At 43.0% G+C, this 19,855-nt stretch carries 20 protein-coding genes, 1 pseudogene and 1 riboswitch; of the genes and pseudogenes, 13 read left to right on the top strand and 8 right to left on the bottom strand.

What is annotated here, in order from left to right; all coding sequences use genetic code 11:
• The first annotated feature begins 199 nt into the window (after positions 1-199).
• A pseudogene (locus M3205_RS05340) lies at positions 200-1,377 on the top strand (IS110 family RNA-guided transposase).
• A gap of 304 nt (positions 1,378-1,681) precedes the next feature.
• Here the strand turns inward: M3205_RS05340 and ade are convergent.
• From ade to M3205_RS05300, 8 genes are all read right to left on the bottom strand, one after another.
• Positions 1,682-3,424, bottom strand: coding sequence for an adenine deaminase (ade, locus tag M3205_RS05335; protein ID WP_251168960.1), 1,743 nt, complete (start codon positions 3,422-3,424; stop codon positions 1,682-1,684).
• A gap of 38 nt (positions 3,425-3,462) precedes the next feature.
• Positions 3,463-4,830 carry an NCS2 family permease gene (locus tag M3205_RS05330; protein ID WP_251168959.1) on the bottom strand — a complete coding sequence of 456 codons (1,368 nt, stop codon included), beginning with the start codon at positions 4,828-4,830 and terminating at the stop codon, positions 3,463-3,465.
• Positions 4,831-4,913: 83 nt separating this feature from the next.
• On the bottom strand, positions 4,914-5,228 hold the full coding sequence (locus M3205_RS05325) for an XdhC family protein (RefSeq protein WP_163145019.1): 315 nt from the start codon (positions 5,226-5,228) through the stop codon (positions 4,914-4,916).
• Positions 5,207-6,040, bottom strand: coding sequence for an XdhC family protein (locus tag M3205_RS05320; protein ID WP_251168958.1), 834 nt, complete (start codon positions 6,038-6,040; stop codon positions 5,207-5,209). Before M3205_RS05320 ends, M3205_RS05325 begins: the two co-directional genes overlap by 22 nt.
• 8 nt (positions 6,041-6,048) lie before the next feature.
• Complete coding sequence (locus M3205_RS05315; RefSeq protein WP_251168957.1) at positions 6,049-8,337, bottom strand: xanthine dehydrogenase family protein molybdopterin-binding subunit; 2,289 nt, start codon at positions 8,335-8,337, stop codon at positions 6,049-6,051.
• The gene (locus M3205_RS05310) at positions 8,334-9,209 is read right to left on the bottom strand and encodes an FAD binding domain-containing protein (RefSeq protein WP_251168956.1); all 876 of its coding nucleotides are present in this window, start codon (positions 9,207-9,209) and stop codon (positions 8,334-8,336) included. Before M3205_RS05310 ends, M3205_RS05315 begins: the two co-directional genes overlap by 4 nt.
• 4 nt (positions 9,210-9,213) lie before the next feature.
• Positions 9,214-9,810: a nucleotidyltransferase family protein gene (locus M3205_RS05305; protein WP_251168955.1), complete on the bottom strand. Its 597-nt coding sequence runs from the start codon at positions 9,808-9,810 to the stop codon at positions 9,214-9,216.
• A 3-nt stretch (positions 9,811-9,813) separates the two neighbouring features.
• Positions 9,814-10,302, bottom strand: coding sequence for a (2Fe-2S)-binding protein (locus tag M3205_RS05300; RefSeq protein ID WP_251168954.1), 489 nt, complete (start codon positions 10,300-10,302; stop codon positions 9,814-9,816).
• A 178-nt stretch (positions 10,303-10,480) separates the two neighbouring features.
• A riboswitch (purine riboswitch) is annotated at positions 10,481-10,578 on the bottom strand.
• A gap of 161 nt (positions 10,579-10,739) precedes the next feature.
• Between M3205_RS05300 and M3205_RS05295 the strand changes: the two genes are divergently transcribed.
• The 12 genes from M3205_RS05295 (at position 10,740) to M3205_RS05240 (ending at position 19,852) form a co-directional block, all read left to right on the top strand.
• Complete coding sequence (locus M3205_RS05295; RefSeq protein ID WP_251168953.1) at positions 10,740-11,090, top strand: Na-translocating system protein MpsC family protein; 351 nt, start codon at positions 10,740-10,742, stop codon at positions 11,088-11,090.
• Between the two features lie 254 nt (positions 11,091-11,344).
• Positions 11,345-12,673: a nucleobase:cation symporter-2 family protein gene (locus tag M3205_RS05290; protein ID WP_285886138.1), complete on the top strand. Its 1,329-nt coding sequence runs from the start codon at positions 11,345-11,347 to the stop codon at positions 12,671-12,673.
• Between the two features lie 70 nt (positions 12,674-12,743).
• Entirely contained in the window at positions 12,744-14,204 is a 1,461-nt protein-coding gene (allB, locus tag M3205_RS05285; RefSeq protein ID WP_251168952.1) for an allantoinase AllB, read from the top strand.
• A 28-nt stretch (positions 14,205-14,232) separates the two neighbouring features.
• Entirely contained in the window at positions 14,233-14,823 is a 591-nt protein-coding gene (locus M3205_RS05280) for a cysteine hydrolase family protein (RefSeq protein WP_251168951.1), read from the top strand.
• A 34-nt stretch (positions 14,824-14,857) separates the two neighbouring features.
• Positions 14,858-15,403 (top strand): UbiX family flavin prenyltransferase, encoded by a 546-nt coding sequence (locus tag M3205_RS05275; RefSeq protein ID WP_076256386.1) that lies wholly within the window; start codon positions 14,858-14,860, stop codon positions 15,401-15,403.
• Positions 15,400-16,737 (top strand): UbiD family decarboxylase, encoded by a 1,338-nt coding sequence (locus M3205_RS05270; protein ID WP_251168950.1) that lies wholly within the window; start codon positions 15,400-15,402, stop codon positions 16,735-16,737. The genes M3205_RS05275 and M3205_RS05270 overlap by 4 nt, the downstream gene beginning before the upstream one ends.
• Before the next feature lie 25 nt (positions 16,738-16,762).
• Entirely contained in the window at positions 16,763-17,026 is a 264-nt protein-coding gene (locus M3205_RS05265) for a BMC domain-containing protein (protein WP_251168949.1), read from the top strand.
• A 32-nt stretch (positions 17,027-17,058) separates the two neighbouring features.
• A complete protein-coding gene (locus M3205_RS05260; RefSeq protein ID WP_251168948.1) occupies positions 17,059-18,018 on the top strand; it encodes a hypothetical protein in 960 nt (319 codons plus the stop codon).
• An 89-nt stretch (positions 18,019-18,107) separates the two neighbouring features.
• Positions 18,108-18,521 carry a BMC domain-containing protein gene (locus tag M3205_RS05255; protein ID WP_285886133.1) on the top strand — a complete coding sequence of 138 codons (414 nt, stop codon included), beginning with the start codon at positions 18,108-18,110 and terminating at the stop codon, positions 18,519-18,521.
• Positions 18,522-18,544: 23 nt separating this feature from the next.
• Positions 18,545-18,829 carry a BMC domain-containing protein gene (locus M3205_RS05250; protein ID WP_009334686.1) on the top strand — a complete coding sequence of 95 codons (285 nt, stop codon included), beginning with the start codon at positions 18,545-18,547 and terminating at the stop codon, positions 18,827-18,829.
• 2 nt (positions 18,830-18,831) lie between these two features.
• Complete coding sequence (locus M3205_RS05245) at positions 18,832-19,560, top strand: hypothetical protein (RefSeq protein ID WP_251168947.1); 729 nt, start codon at positions 18,832-18,834, stop codon at positions 19,558-19,560.
• 13 nt (positions 19,561-19,573) lie between these two features.
• Complete coding sequence (locus M3205_RS05240) at positions 19,574-19,852, top strand: EutN/CcmL family microcompartment protein (RefSeq protein ID WP_095242684.1); 279 nt, start codon at positions 19,574-19,576, stop codon at positions 19,850-19,852.
• The last annotated feature ends 3 nt before the right edge of the window (positions 19,853-19,855 follow it).

The raw sequence follows: 19,855 nt of genomic DNA, 5'->3' as shown, positions 1-19,855 counted from the left end.
TTCAGTAGCCAGGGTAGAACGTGGGTAGAACGTACGGGTGCGTGGGAGTTAGATCTCGTCAACTAAACTGTTCGCCCCCTACTTGTAGAATGATGTTTGAGGCTGGTTAGGACAAATGATCTCGTATAACAAGCGAGGCTATGGAACTACAGGAAGGTATAGGGGTTACTGGCGAGTACGACAAAGGGAGAGATAATTATTGAATCCAGTAGTTGGCCAGGATGTGGCCAAAGGGGGGGAAGTGAAGCTCAGGCATTTCTAGATAAAGACAAGCCATTTGGAAAGAGCTTCAAGATAAAACATATCAGTGAGGGTTTAGATACTTTTATCTCTTTTTTGAAAGAGATAGAAAGAAATACTGGTGTTAGACCAGCAGTATTTCAGGGCATTACCATACACCGATTATTCAATGTCTGGAGGAAAGTCAATATCTATTTATTTTGGTAAATCCCATCATTTCTCATCAGGCTAAGAAAACCAGTCTAAGAAGGGTAAAGACGGATGCGTTTGATGCATATCAACTTTGTATTCTGTATTACAAAGAAGAATTTGAGCCTTATAAAAAAAGAGGCTCAAGGCTGCTAAACCTAAGAACATTGTTAAGGCAATACGAAGCCGTTACGAACCTTTACATTCAGGCAAAACTTCAATTCCACACAATTCTTGATCAGGTATTTCCGGAATATAGGGGAGTATTTGGAGATTTATTTTCAAGCTCTTCAGGTTTTAAAGGAGTTTCCTACTTCTGAAGATTGGTGAAGCAAAGATACTGGAGCGAATTGTGGAAATGCGTATAAAACGATCTGCGGGTTGGGCCAGGGAGAGGGCAGCTAAATTAATAGATTCGGCTAAGCGAAATCCTTTCCAACAAGGTGTGTATCAAAGTCAGTTGTTCCGTTTGGATATGTATATCACTATGCTTCTTCAGTATCAAGAACACCTATCCAGTATAGAGGCAGAGATAGATGTCCTAGCAGAAGAAATTGAAGAATGTAAGATAATCAGTTAAGTCCCGGAATAGGAGGAAAAATCGCGGCAACGATCAATTCCAAAATCGGAGAAATTGACCGGTTTAATCACCCTAAAAAACTTGTGGCTTACGCAGGGATAGATCCAAGTATCCATTCATCAGGTAAGTTCACAGCTACTATAAATCAAATTACTAAACGAGGTTCAAGCCGAATACGGCACGCTTTGTATATGGCCGTTTTATGCGGTATAAGAAGCTCGAGGAACAAGAAGTTAAAAGAGTATTATGATAGGAAACGAAATGAAGGAAAGCCTTCAAAAGTAGCAATGATAGCTTGTGTAAACAAGCTTTTACACTGGATATACGCAATGCTAAAAAGGAATGAACAGTTCCTGGATTTTGCTTAATCCACAGAAAACAGCAAATTAAGAAAAACCTTCCAAAAAGAATTTGGAGGGTTATTTGGCTTGCTTTCAAAAGTATAACACGGTGGATTAGATATTTTAATAAGAAGTTCTTGACTCCTATTAGCTGGTTTAATTAAATTGGAACAACACATTCAATAACAAAAAGCTTGGGATATCCCAAGCTTTTTGTTGCGTTAATTGTATTGATAGTTCACTTGCTATTTGCGTTGCGAAAGCGTATGTTTTTTGGGCTGTTATATTTAGTTTTCTCCACGTTATCTGAACTACTTAAGAAGATCCTGCCTTAATTTTCTGCCTCGGCTTTAATATGGCTAAAGGATCTCACGGAGAATAGACCTTTATCAGTTAATTTGAGGTCTGGGATAACCGGAAGCGCTAAAAATGAGAGCGTCAAAAACGGGTTGAATTCCATGCTGCACCCGATTGTCACAAGTGCATGATTCAATCGGGATAAACGTGCAAGGACAAATGAAGAATCCTGATCATTCATGAGTCCCGCAATAGGCAGGGGCAGTTCCGCAAGGATCTTTCCATCCTGGACAACAGCCAGGCCGCCTCCCATGGCTGCGGTATGCTTAATGGCAGCCAGCAAATCCTTATCAGATGTGCCTGCTGCGACAATGTTATGGGAATCGTGGGCAACTGTTGAAGCAATCCCACCTCTTGTAATCGCTAATCCCTTTACAATACCAAGACCGATATTGCCTGTGCAGTGGTGCCGCTCAACAACCGCCAGCTTTAAGAGATCTCTATGAGGATTTGGCTGGAAATATCCATTCTTTACATCTGCCTTTTCCACCAGATGCCTGGTCACAATGCTGTTCGGTATAATGCCAATGATATTGCAGTCACCATTCCCAATCCGAATGCTTAGATCTTCATAGCACATGCTGCTGATTTTGACACTGTTCAGGATGGGTCCTGCAGGTGCAATGCTGTTGGGAACAGAATTCTTCATGACCCCGTTTTCTGCAGCAAATCTTCCGCTCTTTATTACTTTCTCCACCTTGACACTTCTTAGATCACTAAGAAAAACCAAGTCGGCTTCATAACCGGGAGCGATTGCCCCTTTATTTTTCAAGCCGAAACATTCTGCTGCATTCAGAGTAGCGATTTGAATGGCAAGGAGAGGATCAATCCCTTCGCTAATGGCCATTCTGACATTATGGTCAATGCTGCCCTCATTGATCAAATCATCCAGATGCTTATCATCCGTAACAAATAAACAGCGCCGTGCGTTTTGTTCGCTGACAGATTTGAGAAGAGACAATAAATCTCTTGCCGCAGACCCCTCCCGCAGCATTACATACATCCCCTTGCGCATCCTGTCCAGCGCTTCCTCTGGATTAATGCATTCATGGTCTGTTCTTATGCCGGCTGCCAAGTAAATATTGATTTCATCCGCATTAAGTCCTGCTGCATGCCCATCAATGCATTTTCCTTTACTATAGGCTGCTTCCAGTTTTTGCAGCATTCCCTCATCATTATTCATAACAGCTGGATAATCCATAACTTCACCGAGCCCCAGCACTCTTGGGTGACTGTAATATTTTTCGAGATCCGTATAACTGAGGGAAGCGCCGGCATTTTCAAATGGAGTAGCAGGCACGCAGGATGGAAGCATAAAAAACACATCGAGCGGGATATCTTCTGAAGATCCAAGCATGAAGTCAATGCCGTCAGTCCCGCTGACATTGGCTATTTCATGTGGGTCTGCAATCACTGTAGTTACTCCATGTGGGAGGACAACATTGCTGAACTCTGCAGGAGTAACCATTGCCGATTCTATATGAACATGCCCATCAACGAAGCCGGGAGCGATAAAGCTGCCCCCAGCATCGATAATTTCTTTGCCTTCATAGCATCCTAAGCCAGCTATGAATCCATCTGCAATTGCTATGTCTTCATCGATGATTTCACGTGTAAATACGTTTATTACCTTCCCGTTTTTAATAACCAGATCGGCAGGAGTTCTTTTAGCCGCCACATCAATTCTTTTTCGTAACGTTTCAATGTTAAGCTTCATATGGACTCCCCACTTTGTAGAAAATATCAGTCAACAGATTAATGACCGCCCATAATGAAATTAATAATAAAGGCGGCGCTTACAAAATACATGATCCAGTGGATTTGCTGATGCTTACCTGTAAGAAGCTTGAGCAGTGTGTAAGAGATAAAGCCGAATGCCAGTCCCTGGGCGATGCTGAACGTTAAAGGCATGAGAACAATCGTTAAAAAGACAGGAATCACATCCGTAAAATCATCAAAGCTTATATGTTTAATTTCACTAAGCATTAAGGCTCCAACTAGAATGAGAATAGGTGCAGTTGCGACGGACGGTATAAAATAGATAAGCGGAGCAAAAATGAGCGACAGGAAAAACAGTACTGCTACAGTTAAAGAAGTTAAACCGGTGCGTCCGCCTTCCGAAATCCCTGTGGCGTTTTCGACGTAAGCGTTTAAGGCAGTGCTTCCGAAGGCAGCACTTGCCATCGTTCCAACTGCGTCTGCCTGAAGAGCACGATCCAGGTTTTCAATTTTTCCATTTTCATCTGTGAGGCCGGCTTTTCTTGATAATCCGATGAGGGTAGCTAAATTGTCAAATAATTCTACAATCGTAAAGGAGAAAATGACTGAGATGATGCCATATTTTATTGCTCCCATAATATCCATAGCTAAAAACGTCTCAGACATGCTAGGGAGATTAAGGGACACGATGTCACCTACAGCTTTTGGGTAGGCAATAAAGCCAACAATCATTGCTGCTGCACTTGTACCTAATATACTAATCAGGAGGGCGCCTTTAACTTTCTTTGCCATCAGGAGGGCGGCAATAATCAATCCGAATAGGGCAAGAAGCGGACCTTTGGCGGTGATACTTCCCAAGCCGACAAATGTAGCATCGTTTGCGACTACCAGTTCTGCATTTTTTAACCCGATGAAAGCAATAAATAAACCAATCCCTACACCTATAGCTGACTTTAAGACATCCGGGACACCATCTACGATCTTCTGCCGGACTCCGGTAACTGTCAAAATTAAAAACACAATCCCCGATATAAATACAGCACCAAGGGCTGTTTGCCAGGAAAGACCCTGGCCAAGTACAACTGTATAGGCAAAAAAGGCATTCAGCCCCATGCCCGGGGCAACTGCTACAGGGAAATTTGCCCAAAGTGCCATTAGAAGGGTACAGAAAACACTTGCGTAAATCGTTGCAGCCAATGCGGCTTCTTTTGGTATCCCTGCATCTGCTAAGATTATCGGGTTGACAAAGATGATATAACTCATTGTCATAAACGAAGTAATGCCTGCCAGAATTTCTGTCTTTACATTTGTGTTTCGTGCGGAAAGCTTAAAGAGCCGTTCTAAGAGGTTCGCATTAGAGGCAGGCGGGAGGCCCGACCCAAGATCCTTTTCAATCATCGACATGAAAGATCACTCCTTATTCATGGATTCATCCAGAGACACGAACTGACTCGACCATGGAACAGGCGGGAGATCTATTTTCCTGGTTAGATGGGTTCAATAAATACATCCATAATTCCACCGCATATTCCTCCATCTTCATAAAACAGCCCTTTTGTTAAATCTACGCGCTTTTGAGTTGGGGTATTTGTTTGGATGACCTGGAAAGCCTTCTCAATTACTTCTGCTTCACCGCAGCCTCCGCCAATTGTTCCTTCTATTCTTCCGCAGGGGAACACAATCATCCGGCTTCCAGTTTTTCTCGGGGTAGAGCCCTTCGTGCGGATAATTGTGGCGAGTGCTGCTTTCTCACCTCCTTTCCTGATATCAAGGGTGCGCTTTATAAGCTGCATTTGGTCCATTTTCCGGCCCCCTCATGGAAACCCATTTTTGCAAATTTTTTAATTTGCGAACTTAAGGAATCTCCTGATTTTTGATTTTTCACTTTCAGAATTTCTGCCATGATGCTGACAGCAATTTCTGCAGGAGTTTCAGAACCGATATCAAGACCCACAGGGGTGTATAGATTTTCAAAGCTTTCATCCCGAAAATCCTCCTGAAGTTCTTCGAATACACCCGAAATACGTCTTCTGCTGCCGATCATTCCAATATATCCTGCCTGACAATCTCTTTTTAAGAGTTCATTCAAACTGATAACATCATACTTATGTCCCCTGGTAAGAAGGAGAATATACGATTTTTCAGAAATGTCGACATGCCTGAAGTATTCCAGATAGGATTGGCAAACCACTTCATCCGCGTTCGGAAAGCGTTCTCTGTTTGCATACTCTTTCCGATCGTCTATTACTGTCACAAAAAATCCGAGCATTCGTCCCATTTCTGCCACGGGTTCACACACATGGCCGGCACCGGCGACTATCAAATGGAGAGGAGAAGGGAAGTACTCTGCAAAACATTCAACTAAACATTCTTTCCACATAAATCTCACAGTTCCTGACCGTTTTTTAGTGACTAATTTATTGCAATGTACCGTTATTAAATCCCTCACATCAAGCGGCAGAAGGGAGGCTTCAGTACAGAAATCTCCGCCTGGCCATAATAAAGCTTTCGCTCCAATGAGTTTTTCATCAGGATAATCTGTTATGGTCAGCAGAAATGTGTCTTTTCGGTTTTTGATTGACTCTTCTAATCTGGAAAATAAATGGCTGCTCATCAATAGGATCACCTTGTGGATTGGACTTTTTGTTTTTTGAGATCTTTTAAGGCATTAAACACTCTTTCGGGAGTAGCGGGCAGATGGCGAATTCTGGCCCCTGTAGCATCATATATGGCTGACATGATAGCAGCAATAATCGGAATCATCACCACTTCTCCAATTCCCTTAGCTCCAAAGGGTCCTGATTGTTCGGGTTCTTCTACCGGAAAGGTCTCAATCAAAGGAGTCTCGCGGATAGTAGGGATGATATAATCAGTGAAATTCCGCGTTTTATGATAGCCATTCTCGATCAGTATATCTTCATACAGAGTATACCCGATGCCCATTACGGCTCCGCCTTCAGTCTGGCCTTCCAGCCCTTGCGGATTAATGACCTTGCCCGCATCCGGGATAGATACAACCCGCAAAACCTCTGTTTCACCTGTTAAAGTATCAACTTCCACCATCACCACATGTGTCAAATATCCGTATAAATGGTGGGGCGCACCGCCTGAACCTTTGATTTCTTCTTTTTCTTTCGGCAGGTAGAAGTGTCCTTCTACTCTTGTAGTCTGATGATGGTCATGAAGGTATTTATAGATAGACTTATAAGGTATGATCTCTCCATGAGCTGAAATATGGTTCGGTCTTAAGGCAATTTGAGATGAATCCAAATTCAGCATTTCAGCAGCAGTTTGAATAAGAAGCTCAGTCATCCTGGGTGCTGCTGCCGCGACAGCTCTTCCTCCGGTATAGGTGGAGCGGGATGCAGTTACAGTACCGCTATCAAGTGTTCTATGTGTATCACCTTGAACGATGCTGATATTGCTGATATCACAGTTCAGCATCTCAGCGGCTATTTGGGCATAGGCGGTGCTGTTTCCTCCTCCGATCTCCTCGCATCCTACACCCACAAGGAATGTTCCATCCGGCAGTAGTTCAATAGAGGCGGCTCCATAGTCGGGAAGACCAATACCCATTCCGATCCCATGAAAGGAGGTTGCAACGGAAACTCCCCGTTTTTTCCATGGCTCACTTACTTCGGATTTATACTTGGCCCGGTTCTTCCACAGATCGCAATTCTCTGCTGTTTCCAGGGTTTTGAAGGTTCCGGCACTGGATTTGACAATATGGCCGACACTGGAAACTTCCCCTTGGTGATAGACATTTTTTTTGCGCAATTCAATAGGATCTATTCCAAGCTTTTCTGCAATCATGTCCATATGTGTTTCGATTCCCATGCATACCTGATTGACGCCAAAGCCTCTGAAGGCACCGGCAATGCCATTGTTGGTATACACACAGAAGCCCTCTAGATCCACATTGGGAATTTTATAAGGGCCGCATGAATGTTCGATCGCAAGGGCGATGACAGCCCCGCCAAGTGATGCATATGCCCCCGTATCTCCTATGGCTTTCACCTGATTGGCAAGGAGTGTCCCGTCTTTTTTGGCAGCGGTTTTCATTTGGACTTTAAAAGGGTGCCTTTTTATGCCCGCAATGACAGACTCTTCCCGGCTTAAGTGAATTTTTACAGGCCGGCCATTCGTATGGAGCGCAAGGAGAGCAAGGTATATTTGAACCGTGATTTCATCCTTCCCGCCGAAAGCACCGCCAATTGGGCTCGAAATGACTCTAATTCTTTCAGGGTTATAAGCCAGGGACCTCGCAATCTGCATTCGATCGCGATATGCATATTGTCCAGGACAGCGAATGGTGAGGAAACCTTCGTCATCCATAACACCCCAGCCGCCTTCTGTTTCGATAAAAGCATGCATTTGCCGGGGAGAATAATAAGTATTCTCTACAATGATGTCAGCTTCCTCGAAGGCTTTCTCCATGTTTCCATTTTTAATTTTGACATGGCTGTGCAGATTGCCATCGGGATGAAGCTTTGGAGCAGAATCTGTCAGTGCATATTCAGCATCTGCAACAACTTCAAGGGGCTCATAATCCACTTTGATTAAACTCAGTGCCTGCTCGGCGATTTCGAGTGTTTCAGCAGCTACCAGGGCTACAGCGTCACCTGTGCACCGGACGACATCCGAACAAAGAACAGGCTGGTCGGGAACCACAATCCCAAATCCATTAAAGCCGGGAATATCTTTATGGGTTAGTACACATATAACTCCAGGCAGATTTTTTGCTGGCTCAATATCAATGGAATTAATTTTTGCGTGCGGATATTCAGAGCGCAGCACTTTGCCCCAAACCATATTGTCAAAATGGTAATCCGTCATATATTTTAATTCTCCGGTTACTTTTTCCGGGCCATCAATTCTTTTTACCCTTTTCCCAACCCATTTGGTGTTCACTGGTTATTCCACCTCCTCATTAAACGGTATAATCCTCTTTCCAATAAAGCACTTGCCATATCCCTTCTATATGTAGCGGTTGCCCTTCCATCCGTGATGGGCATGACCTCTTTCCAGGCAATTTTGGCGATATTTCGGATTAATTCATCATTAAGCTGTCCGAGAGGAAGCATAGATTCACACTTGCGTGCCCGGATAATAGTGGGTGCCACAGATCCGAAGGCAATTTTTCCTTCCCTGCATTTCAGGTCCTGTTCCATTGTGAGTGAAATAGCAACGTTCACAATGGAAATAGATTGTGCTTTACGGGGGCCGAGCTTCTGGAAAATGCCTATTTCATTTGGACTTTGCGGTTTTATAATAATTTTTGTGATCATTTCATTTTCTTTTAATACCGTCCTGCCGGGACCAAAGATAAACTCTTCGATTGGAAGGGTTCGTTTATTCGACATAGAAGTGAGTTCCAGCCTTGCTCCAAGAACATATAACGCAGGCAGGGTATCACCTGCAGGGGAAGCAGTGCCAATATTGCCGCCGATTGTACCCATATTCTGCATTTGAGTGGCCCCAACCTCACGTGCAGCGTCCACAAGTACATCCGCTTTTCTTTGCAGAATCGGAGAATGAATAATATCTGTATGTGTGGTCAATGGGCCTATATGAATACAATCATCACTTTCCTCTATATACCGCAGTTCATTTAAGTTTTTTATATTGATCCAAACCTCCGGCCGCCATTTGCCTTCCTTCATCCGGACTGTAGCATCTGTACCGCCGGCTATCACTCTATGGATTCTGCCCTTCTTTGACAGCAGCATCAGACATTCGGATAGAGAGGAAGGGGTAATCATGTCAATTTCTGAAACAAGCATCGACTTACCTCCTGGTATATTTTTTAAGAGCATTTTTATAATCTTCCTGACGGTTCAGGTTAAGATGAATTTGCTCATTTTCCACTGGCACCTCTAGAACAAATTTTTCATGTTGTTGGATAATATGTCTCAAGCCCATTTTCTCTTCCTTGACCGATAAAAGCTCGTGTCTCAATTTTGCGGAAAAGAGGATAGGGTGGCCTCTTTTGCCCTGATGGGTGGGGACTGCAATCAGGCAGCCGCTTTTTGTAAGATTCACGGCGAGATTATTAGCGATGACAGCTTGAAGCGGCTGGTCCACGGATGTAATCAGAATCGTTTTTGATAAAATGTCTGCAGCTTTCACCCCTGCAATAATGGACGAGCATTTACCATCTTGAAAATGTTCATTTATTATGATTTTTGCAGAATGATTTATTCTGTGTGGAAAGAATTTTTCAGCTTCAAATCCCAATACGACGACAAGATCAGTAAACACCGATTTACTAAGAGTGCTTAGCTGATGCTCAAATAATGTCGTTCCATTCCATGGCAATAGTCCTTTTAGAGTACCCATTCTGCTGGACTTGCCCGCAGCAAGCAAAATAGCTGTATGTGTCATGGATTATCCGATTGTTTCCGTCTCGGATCTTTTTTTCGAAGCAGCTGTCTGAACGGCCTTGATAATTTTGGTATAGCCTGTACAGCGACATAGATTGCCTCCTAATGCGGTTTTGATTTCCCCAACGGATGGAACATGGTCAATTCCGTCCAGGAAAGCTTTTGCTGATACGATGATTCCCGGAGTACAGTACCCGCATTGTGTTGCTCCTTCTGCAATAAATGACTCCTGAATCACATCCAAATTTGGTGATAATCCGACTCCTTCACAAGTGGTGATCTTCTGGTTTTCCACCTGACCAGTGAGGATAAGACAGGAACATACAACCTCATTATTTATTAGTACAGAGCATGATCCACATTCTCCCTTTCCGCAGCATTCCTTGCTGGCAGTCAGCCCCAGATCTTCCCTCAAAACATCAAGGAGCGGTTTCGCAGGCGGGCAGAGGACCGTACATTCCTTTCCATTCACAACAAATTGAATACTTTTCAAATCTTCGCCTCCTCATAGATTAAGAAACTATAATGGCAATGAAAAAAGTGATAGCGGTTTGTAGGGATATTAGCCTGGCGAGCAAGCAGAGGTATTTAAATTATGATATTATGCATCTTCTTCTAAATAGACTAATAAGCACAAAAAAATTCCTGCACAAAAGGTCCTGTGGGAAGTACACAGAAAATATACCTTTCGTAGATAGGAATTACGGTTCCCAGTAGAAACCCTCAAACCGATTATTGAGGTTATACGAAAATTCTATTTAATTTTTCATGGTGCTGAAGGGAGGTTTTATTGGGACTATTATAGAAATAGAGGGGGAGTTGATTTGTAGTGTAATAGTTAGGTCAATATTTTGTCAAGTAAGAATTTTCTGAAAAAGGTATTGACTAATAAAATTGCCTTGTTTAATATAGTGATTACAGGAGGATTACATGACTGTACTAACTTCAAAATTATCTCAGACAATCAAAAAAGATCTCGCTTTTCTTTATAATCGTGTCAACCAGGAGATCTATGGAACAGGCGTAAAAAAACAGCGTATTGAAACTTTTGATGATAGAGTGATCATCTTTGCCCAGCATAAGCGTGTTCAGGCACTGCAGATGCTGAGCCGGAACTTTCAACACCTGACTATTTCGGTTGATTCAGCATTGATTGTTGAATTCAAATCGCATTTAAAAGGATTGATTGAACATGCTCTTCATTTGAAAGTCAAAACGATTTTAAAAGATTATGATCCTGTTACTGAAGAAGCATGCACTATTATTTATTTTGAAGAATAGCGGTTTTACATTATGTTTGGGAGATCTGTGCATGACGCAGTTTTCTTAAACCTGAATATAGGAGCGGTTCCTTTGTCTTTTGTTTAACGGAAGCTGGATGAGACCGCAGTAATAGAACATCTATGGTTTATTTTGATGTTTTCTATTGCTGCGGTTTTTTTTATACAAATATTTCTTTTGGGAGGTGATGCCGTTTCTAAAAAAACTGGAGCAGGCTATGGCATAACAAAGAATTAAACCTGGGGGGAAAATCTTTGGAAAAGCTAAATCCTTGGAAGGTAGGGACTTTGGGATTTCAGCATGTGCTAGCCATGTATGCAGGTGCTGTCATTGTCCCATTGATTGTGGGACCGGCAATTGGACTTAATGCCAAGCAGCTTGCTTACTTAATATCGATTGATTTGTTTACCTGCGGGATTGCTACATTGCTTCAAGTAATAGGGGGGAAGCATTTTGGCATTAGGCTGCCTGTGATTCTGGGATGTACTTTTACAGCAGTCGGCCCGATGATTGCCATCGGAAATTTGCAGGGCATTACTGCCATTTACGGGGCAATTATTGCTTCAGGTATTATCGTCATGATCCTATCACAATTTATGAGTAAAATTATGAGATTTTTCCCGCCGGTCGTTACCGGTTCAGTCGTCGCTATTATCGGGGTATCACTAATTCCTGTCGCCATGAATAATGCTGCAGGCGGGCTGGGATCACCTGATTATGGAAGTTCGAAGAATCTATTCCTGGCTGCATTTACACTGGTGTTAATTATTTTAATGAACAGGTTTTTTAAAGGCTATATGAAAGCGATCTCTGTCCTGCTGTCATTGGTGACCGGGACAATAGCAGCTTATTTTATGGGGCTTGTCAGCTTTGCTGAAGTCAGCCAGGCTTCCTGGTTTCATGTCGTTCAGCCGTTTTATTTCGGATTCCCGACATTTAATGCTTCAGCCATCCTTACGATGACTTTAGTAGCGATAGTGAGCATGATTGAATCCACTGGGGTTTTTCTTGCTCTCGGAGATGTCTGTGAAAGAAAGCTGGACTCTAAAGATATAAAAAAAGGGCTGCGTGCAGAAGGACTGGCTGTTGTTATAGGAGGCATTTTTAACGCGTTTCCTTATACGTCCTTTTCGCAGAATGTTGGACTGGTAGCATTGACTAAAGTAAAAACGAGAAATGTCGTTATCGCAGCTGGTCTCATATTAATGACTTTAGGCCTTTTGCCTAAAGTGGCTGCTCTGACAACGATTATTCCTATGGCTGTTCTTGGTGGAGCCATGATTCCAATGTTTGGGATGGTTATTTCATCAGGAATCAGAATGTTGTCTGCAGTGGATTTCAGCAAAAATGAAAACCTGCTGATTGTTGCCTGTGCAATCGGAATCGGACTTGGTTCAGCTGTTGTACCGCAGATTTTTGAGAGCCTGCCGACAAGTGTACGGCTGCTGGTTGAAAATGGCATCGTATTGGGAAGCATCACAGCAATTTTATTAAATATGGTATTTAATTATAAAGAATTAAATATAAGTGAAAGTGAAAGAATTGAGCAGCTGAAAGGAGACCACTCAGCTGAATTGATTTAATAGCAGCTGCTGTAACCATCTGCCTCTAATTTAGAGGCAGAAATCAAATTAATAGATAGGAGCAGGGTAAATGGATTTAATTCTGAAAAATGCAAATATTCCGCAGGGAGATCGTCAGGTTTTAACGAATATTCTAGTAAACGATGGAAAAATTGTCGGCTACACGAACGACATATCTTTTCTAAATGCCTCCAAGGTTATTGATATACAAGGAAAATTAGTTGTCCCAGGCTGTATTGATCCACATACACATTTTATGGACCCAGGGTTTACCCACAGAGAAACATTTGCAACCGGCAGCCGTTCAGCAGCAGCGGGCGGCTTGACAACCATTATTGATATGCCATGCTGCAGCAAGCCGTCTGTTCGCGATGGGGATAGCTTCAATAAAAAAATCGGACCAATCAGAGATCAAGCTTATATTGATTACTGCTTCTGGGGCGGCATGACTGGTGAAGATGCACGTGAAGGCTGGATTGATAATATTTACCCTCAGATAGACCAGGGAGTTGTTGCGTTTAAAGTTTATATGACTCCTTCAGTTCCTACCTTCCCTAAAGTATCTGACGCAGAAATGCTTGAGATTTTCAAAAACGTGGCAAAAACCGGTCTTCCGATTGGTGTTCATGCTGAAAACTATGACATCTGCACATTCAATTCGAAGAAGCTTGAAAAAGAAGGCCGCCTTGACGGACCGGCATGGGCTGAAGCTCGTTCAAGCCTCGCTGAGAAAGTGGCCATTGAATTGATTCTCAGCTTCGCGGAAGCTACAGACGCACGTGTACATGTAGTACATATGAGCACAAAGGAAGGCGTCGAGCTGGTTAAAGCTGCTAAGAAGCGTGGTGTCAAGGTTACAGCTGAAACTTGCCCTCACTACCTTGTCCTTAATGCTAAGGATTCCATGTCAGAACGAGGCTCTTATGCAAAGATTGCTCCTCCATTGCGTGGAAAAGAGGATAACGAATCTCACTGGCAGGCTTTGGCTGATGGAACAATCGACTTTGTCGGAACTGACCATGCTCCATATGAAATTGCCACCGAAAAGGATTATCCAGGTGCAACAATCTGGAACACCTTCCCTGGCATCCCTGGGGTAGAAACGATGGTGCCAATCCTTGTCAGTGAAGGCTTAAATAAGGGCCGTTTATCACTATCCAGATTTGTAGAAGTAACGAGCCGAAATGCCGCCATTCATTACGGCATTTACCCTAAAAAAGGCTCAATGGAAATTGGCAGTGATGCAGATTTCACAGTTATAGATCTTGAAAAAGAATATGTAATTGATGAGCAGAAAACAGAATCAATGGCTAAGTACAACCCGCTCCATGGCATGAAACTAAAAGGTAAACCAGTCCAGACCATTATCCGCGGAAACGTGGTTTATGAGGAAGACAAAGGGATTGTCGGAGAAGCGGGATATGGTGAATATGTTCCACGCCAAAGCATCCAGAGGCTTGAGAGAACATTTAAGTATGAAAAATATGAAGCGGTAAATGTGAAAACTAAAGATCCAGTAGCACAGCAATAATTATATATTATGAGGGAGGCAGAACTGATTGGAACTTAGGGGAAAAAAACACTGTGTAGTCATTATTGATATGTTAAACGACTTTATCGGCGAAAAAGCAGCATTAAGGTGTGAAAATGGCGAAAAAATTGTTCCTAAAATTCAAGAGCTTATTGAGTTCGCACATGAAAATAATATTCAGGTTGTGCATGTTCAGGAGGCTCACAGAAAAAATGATCGTGATTTCCGTGTAAGGCCTGTCCATGCCGTAAAGGGAACCTGGGGTTCGGAATTCATTCCAGAGCTTCAGCCGGACGAGAGCAAAGGAGATTATGTGGTCCAAAAGAGGCGGCATAGTGCATTCAGCTATACCGATTTTGATCTCTTCCTCAGAGAAGAAGAAATTGATACGGTCGTCCTCACTGGGGTCTGGACCAATGTATGTGTACGAAGCACCGCCTCTGATGCCTTGTATCATGGCTATAATGTGATTTGCGTATCAGATGCCACTGCTTCGCAGGATGATGATATGCACGTATCAGGCCTAAGAGACATTGACATTTTCGGAGATATATTATCTACAGAAGAATACAAAGAACTGGCTAAAAAGAAATTCTCCCAAGACGAATCCGTTGTCTAATTCTTCATCAGTTCCAAGGAAAAAGCGAATTTTAGTGGGCATAACCGGGGCAAGCGGATCATTGTATGCATATACACTGATCCGCGCTCTTCATCAATTAGAGATCGAAACGCATTTAATTGCTACGGAGATGGGAGAAAAAGTCATGCAATTTGAATGCGGGGTCAAGATGGACGAGCTGAAGGAGTATGCCGCTATCCACAGCAACAGAAATCTTTTCGCTGCAGTTGCGAGCGGCTCTTTTAAAACTGACGGAATGGTGATTGTGCCATGTTCGATGAATACATTGGGGGCGATTGCGAACGGGGTAGGCGATACACTTCTAAGCAGGGCTGCCAGTGTGGTTTTAAAAGAGAATAGAAAATTTATTATTGTTCCGAGAGAAGCGCCTTTTAATTTGATACACCTGCGCAATATGACTCTTCTTGCTGAGAGCGGTGCATGCATAATGCCTGCGTCACCAGGCTTTTACCATAAGCCAACAGAGATTTGGGAGCTGGCAAACTTTATGGTTGCGAGGATATTGGACATGCTGGATATTGACCATGAGCTCCTGGAGAGATGGGGGGAAAAGGCATGAACCCTGTAACAATGAGGGCTTTGCTGGATAGATGGGAAAGCAGTGGAATTCTCCATCGGGTTAAAAAAGAGGTGGATCCACTTTACGAATTGGGAGCAGTAATTAATACGAAAAATGGTCGCCAGCCTTTTTTATTTGAAAAAATCAAAGGTTACCAATCTTCCATGGCTGCCGGACTCGGAGGAGACAGAGAGCTGATGGCAGACAGCATGGGAATCCCCTCTTCTGAACTTATTCCTAAAATCATTGAATCAATTGTTAATCCTATTCCGACGACTTTAAGGCAAACTGGCCCTGTTCAGGAGAATCTTGTAACCGGGGAATTTGACCTGGCAGATTTGTTTCCTATTCCAACTTATCATGCAGAAGACTCAGGAGCCTATTATGTAGCGGGAATCCTGGTGGTTAAAGACTTATCCGGAAGAAAAAGGTATACCTCGATTCGCAGGATGCAATACCTTGGCGGTAATCGAACGAACATTCTCATAACCTCCCCCGAGCTGATGGAGCAATATTCCCATTATGAGAGCAACGGCGAGCCGATGGAAGTTGCTGTTATGTTTGGTGTCGTTCCAGCTGTTGTACTAAGTTCCCAGATCAGTACGCATCTGTATCATACCGACAAATTGGATGTAGCAGGTGCACTGCTTGGCCAGTCACTGGATGTCGTTCAATGCAAAACGGTAGATTTGGAAGTACTGGCTGATGCGGAAATCGTTCTGGAAGGCAAAATGCTGCCATTTGAAAGGGAACTGGAAGGACCGTTTGGCGAACTGGCCGGTTATTATGGTACCAGAACGCCACAGCCGATAGTAGAATTTTCAGCCGTTACTTACCGGAATAACGCTATCTCACAGACTATTTTTCCATCAAGCTATGAAGAAAGGCTACCAATGGCACTTGTCAGGGAAGCTACACTATTAAGCACTGTCAGGCAGGTTGTTCCAAATATTAAAGCTGTACATATTCCGATGGGCGGTGTCGCTCGCTATCATGCAGTCATACAAATTGAAAAGAAACATGATGGTGACGGAAAACAGGCGGCACTTGCAGCTTTTGCAAGTGATAAGGATTTAAAGCATGTGGTTGTTGTGAATGATGACGTCGATATTTTTGATTCGGATGATGTTGAGTGGGCCATAGCGACAAGAGTGCAGGCGGGGGAGGATATTTTCATCGTACAGGGTGCGAAGGGATCACCGCTCGAGTCTTCCCATCATTTAAAAGGAGTCAGTGATAAGATGGGCATCGATGCAACCTATCCGCTTGGAAAAGAAGAGTTATTTAAAAGAACTTCAATCCCCATTGAAGTGAATCTCGAAGACTATCTTTAAGATTTTGCAGTAGAGGAGGTCAAAAATGAAGGCAATTGGCTTAATAGAAACAAGAGGCTTGACAGCAGCTGTTGCAGCGCTGGACTCAATGGCAAAAGCAGCAAATGTCAGCTTAGTTGATTTAAAAAGAGTGGGATCCGGACTTATCACCGTCATTATTGAAGGGGATGTGGCGGCGGTCACAGCTGCTGTTGAGGTTGGAAAGACTGCTCATACCGTGGCTGGAGGAGAATTGGTTTCGGCTAATGTGATACCCCGTCCTCATTCAGAACTTCGCAAAATCCTATAAGAAGTTGTTCCATAAGTGGAGGTGCATAATGTGTGTCTGATTTTATCAAAAGTGTTGTAGAAGAAGTAATGAAGCCCTACAGCAATCAAAAAATGAACCCTATTAAGGGAGCTGCCAATTTTTCCACGCCCCGCAGCCAGCCGGTATTGGAGTCGGGTATACCGGGCATCAGCCGGCCAAATTATCAGAAAGAAAAAATGAATAAAAGAATAGCTGTTAAGCATGCAGAGCTGCCCCAGGCTGCTAATCCACAACCCAACCTGAGGAGGCAGACAGTTTCACTTTCTTCACCTGCGCCTTCCGCTAAAGAAAAAATTGCACAGCTTCAAACCCTGTCCCTGATTCAAGGGAAACAGAGGGTTTCTGGCAGGGCTGAATCCGCTGAAATGAAACCCGGCCGAAATGCTAGAGAAAGCAAGCTTATCGGTCAAACTTCGGAGGGTGTTAAAGTTTGGATGTTCTCAGATCTTCACCCTGCATTGGAAGGTTCCTTTCAGAGGGAATTGAAAACAGCCTCAATCGGGGTAGTTACTTCAGAGAAATGTACGCCCGGACAGCTATTTTTACTGAATGACCTTTTAAGAGAATTTCCTTCTTTAAGATATTGCCTGTCTTGGGACAAAAACAACGGGCAACCCTTTTCGCTTGAGCTTTATGAAGAGGATGATGGAATACTATTAAACGCTTTAAAGAGCTTCTTTAAAAAACTTTCCCAAAAAAATTTTAAAACGATTACAGCGCTTAAAGAAAAGTCCCCCAGTCCATGGCTTACAAAACAATTGGGACTAAACTCGTTAATTGGCGGTGTCAGTGTCATTGAAGGAATCGACTATTATTCCAGCATTTTGCTCCTTGACCGGCACATGAAAAAAAATACAGCAAAACCTATCAAATTTTTGATAGAGAAAAAATATCTGCTTCTTTTCGGCCAGTTTGATGAGGTATCCCGAATCACGGATCTGCTTAGTAAGGAATTCGACAGGATTAAATAAGGCTTGATCAGCAGCACAGTCACAGATCAGCTCAATAATTCCTGGAAATTTAGCCGTTCTGATAATTTCATAGGAGGAGGATTCTTCAGTTGCAAGCATTGGGTTTGATTGAAACCGTTGGTTATTCAACAGCAGTTTCGGCTGCAGATGCAGCCGTAAAAGCAGCAGATGTAGAAATTGTAGGGATTGAAAAAGTAATAGGAGTGGATGGCTACCTTGGCGTCACAATCCATTTCAACGGTGATGTGGCGGCTGTAAAGTCTGCAGTCGATGCAGGTGTGAGTTCAGCAGAGAGAATAGGAAAAGTAATTTCTGCTCATGTCATTCCGCGTGCACACAGTGAAGTGGCAGGGAAGCTGCTTCCGAATTTTAAACTGAAAGACATACAACCGGAAGCCGGTACTGAAAAAGAAGTTAAATCCGTAAAAAAACCGCATGACAAAAAGAAAGCTAAAAGACAAAATGAGCCTGAAGAAAATGAGAATGATAAACCATCAGTTTAATAAACTTAAGGAGGAAATACACAATGGGTGAAGCATTGGGATTAATCGAGACGAAAGGCCTTGTCGGCGCAGTAGAGGCAGCAGATGCAATGGTTAAAGCAGCAAATGTGGAGATTTGCGGATATGAAAAAGTGGGATTCGGTCTTGTAACAGTTATGGTCAGAGGAGATGTGGGAGCGGTTAAAGCAGCGACCGATGCAGGAGCCGAAGCTGCCAGCAGAGTAGGAGAACTAATCTCGGTACACGTCATTCCGAGACCGCACAGCGAAGTTGAAAGAGCTCTATTATCAAAAAATATCGGTGAATAAGCATGAGGAGCAAAAAGCAGAGTGTTATGGCGAAAAACACTCTGCAGGCGCTTTATATGCGGAATGAAAACTGCAGAGACAGAAAACCTCATATCCTGGCTCTATTAACCTCTCATTTGATAGGAATGGATCCGGGATTTTCTTACTTGAAAAAGCTAACAATGGAAGATATTACACTTAGAATGGCTGCAGAAGAAGAAATGCTGACCCAATTTCCGCTTGAGGACTTAGTCTCTCTGACCGGGAATGACGATTGGATCTCTGTTTCTATGATTAATGATCAGTTCCTTGATCATTTTGATGAAATACTTTTGCCAATTCTATCATTTTCTTTAATAGCAGATCTATTGAATCTTAACGAAAAAAGGCCATTGGTGCAAATCATCTTAATGGGTTTATTGAAAGGGAAACGGGTCACGGCTTTGAAGGCTGGAGGTGATCCTTTCAGCCAATATTGGAAACTGAAAGGAATGGATAAAGGTCCGGACTTATTAAAAAGAAAGCTCAATCAGCAGATGGCAGAGCTGAAGGTGCTTGGAATCAGATTAATAGATTTCAATGATAGCGCAGATTTTGCTGTTCATCAGAAGAAAACGGTTATATCCGAGGAGACAGTCCGGTTTGCCTATTTGAACAATCTTGATCTGCTGACTGTTCCAAAAGGGGCTATCATAACCCCCCTGGCAAAAGATACAGCAAAGGAACTTAAGATCGAAATTATTTTACATTAAGGGGTAGGTCTTTATGCAAATGGGAATAGTGGTTGGCCGTGTAACTGCCACTAGAAAAGATGATAATCTGGTGGGCACAAAATTATTAATTACCCAGCCTGTAGGATTGGACGGCTCAATGTTACCGAACCCCATTATAACCGTTGATACTGTTGGTGCCGGCATTGGCGAGAAAGTCATCTATGTGACTGGAAGCATGGCATCAAGAGCAGTTCAGAATAAAGATGCGCCTATCGATGCTGCCATTATCGGAATTATCGACAGTGTAGAAGGAATGGAAACAGGGGGTTAATAA

The sequence above is a fragment of the Cytobacillus firmus genome (genome assembly GCF_023715565.1).
GTDB lineage: Bacteria > Bacillota > Bacilli > Bacillales > Cytobacillaceae > Cytobacillus > Cytobacillus firmus_C.
Note: the sequence above shows the minus strand (reverse complement) of the source record. Positions and strands in the feature narration are given on the sequence as shown.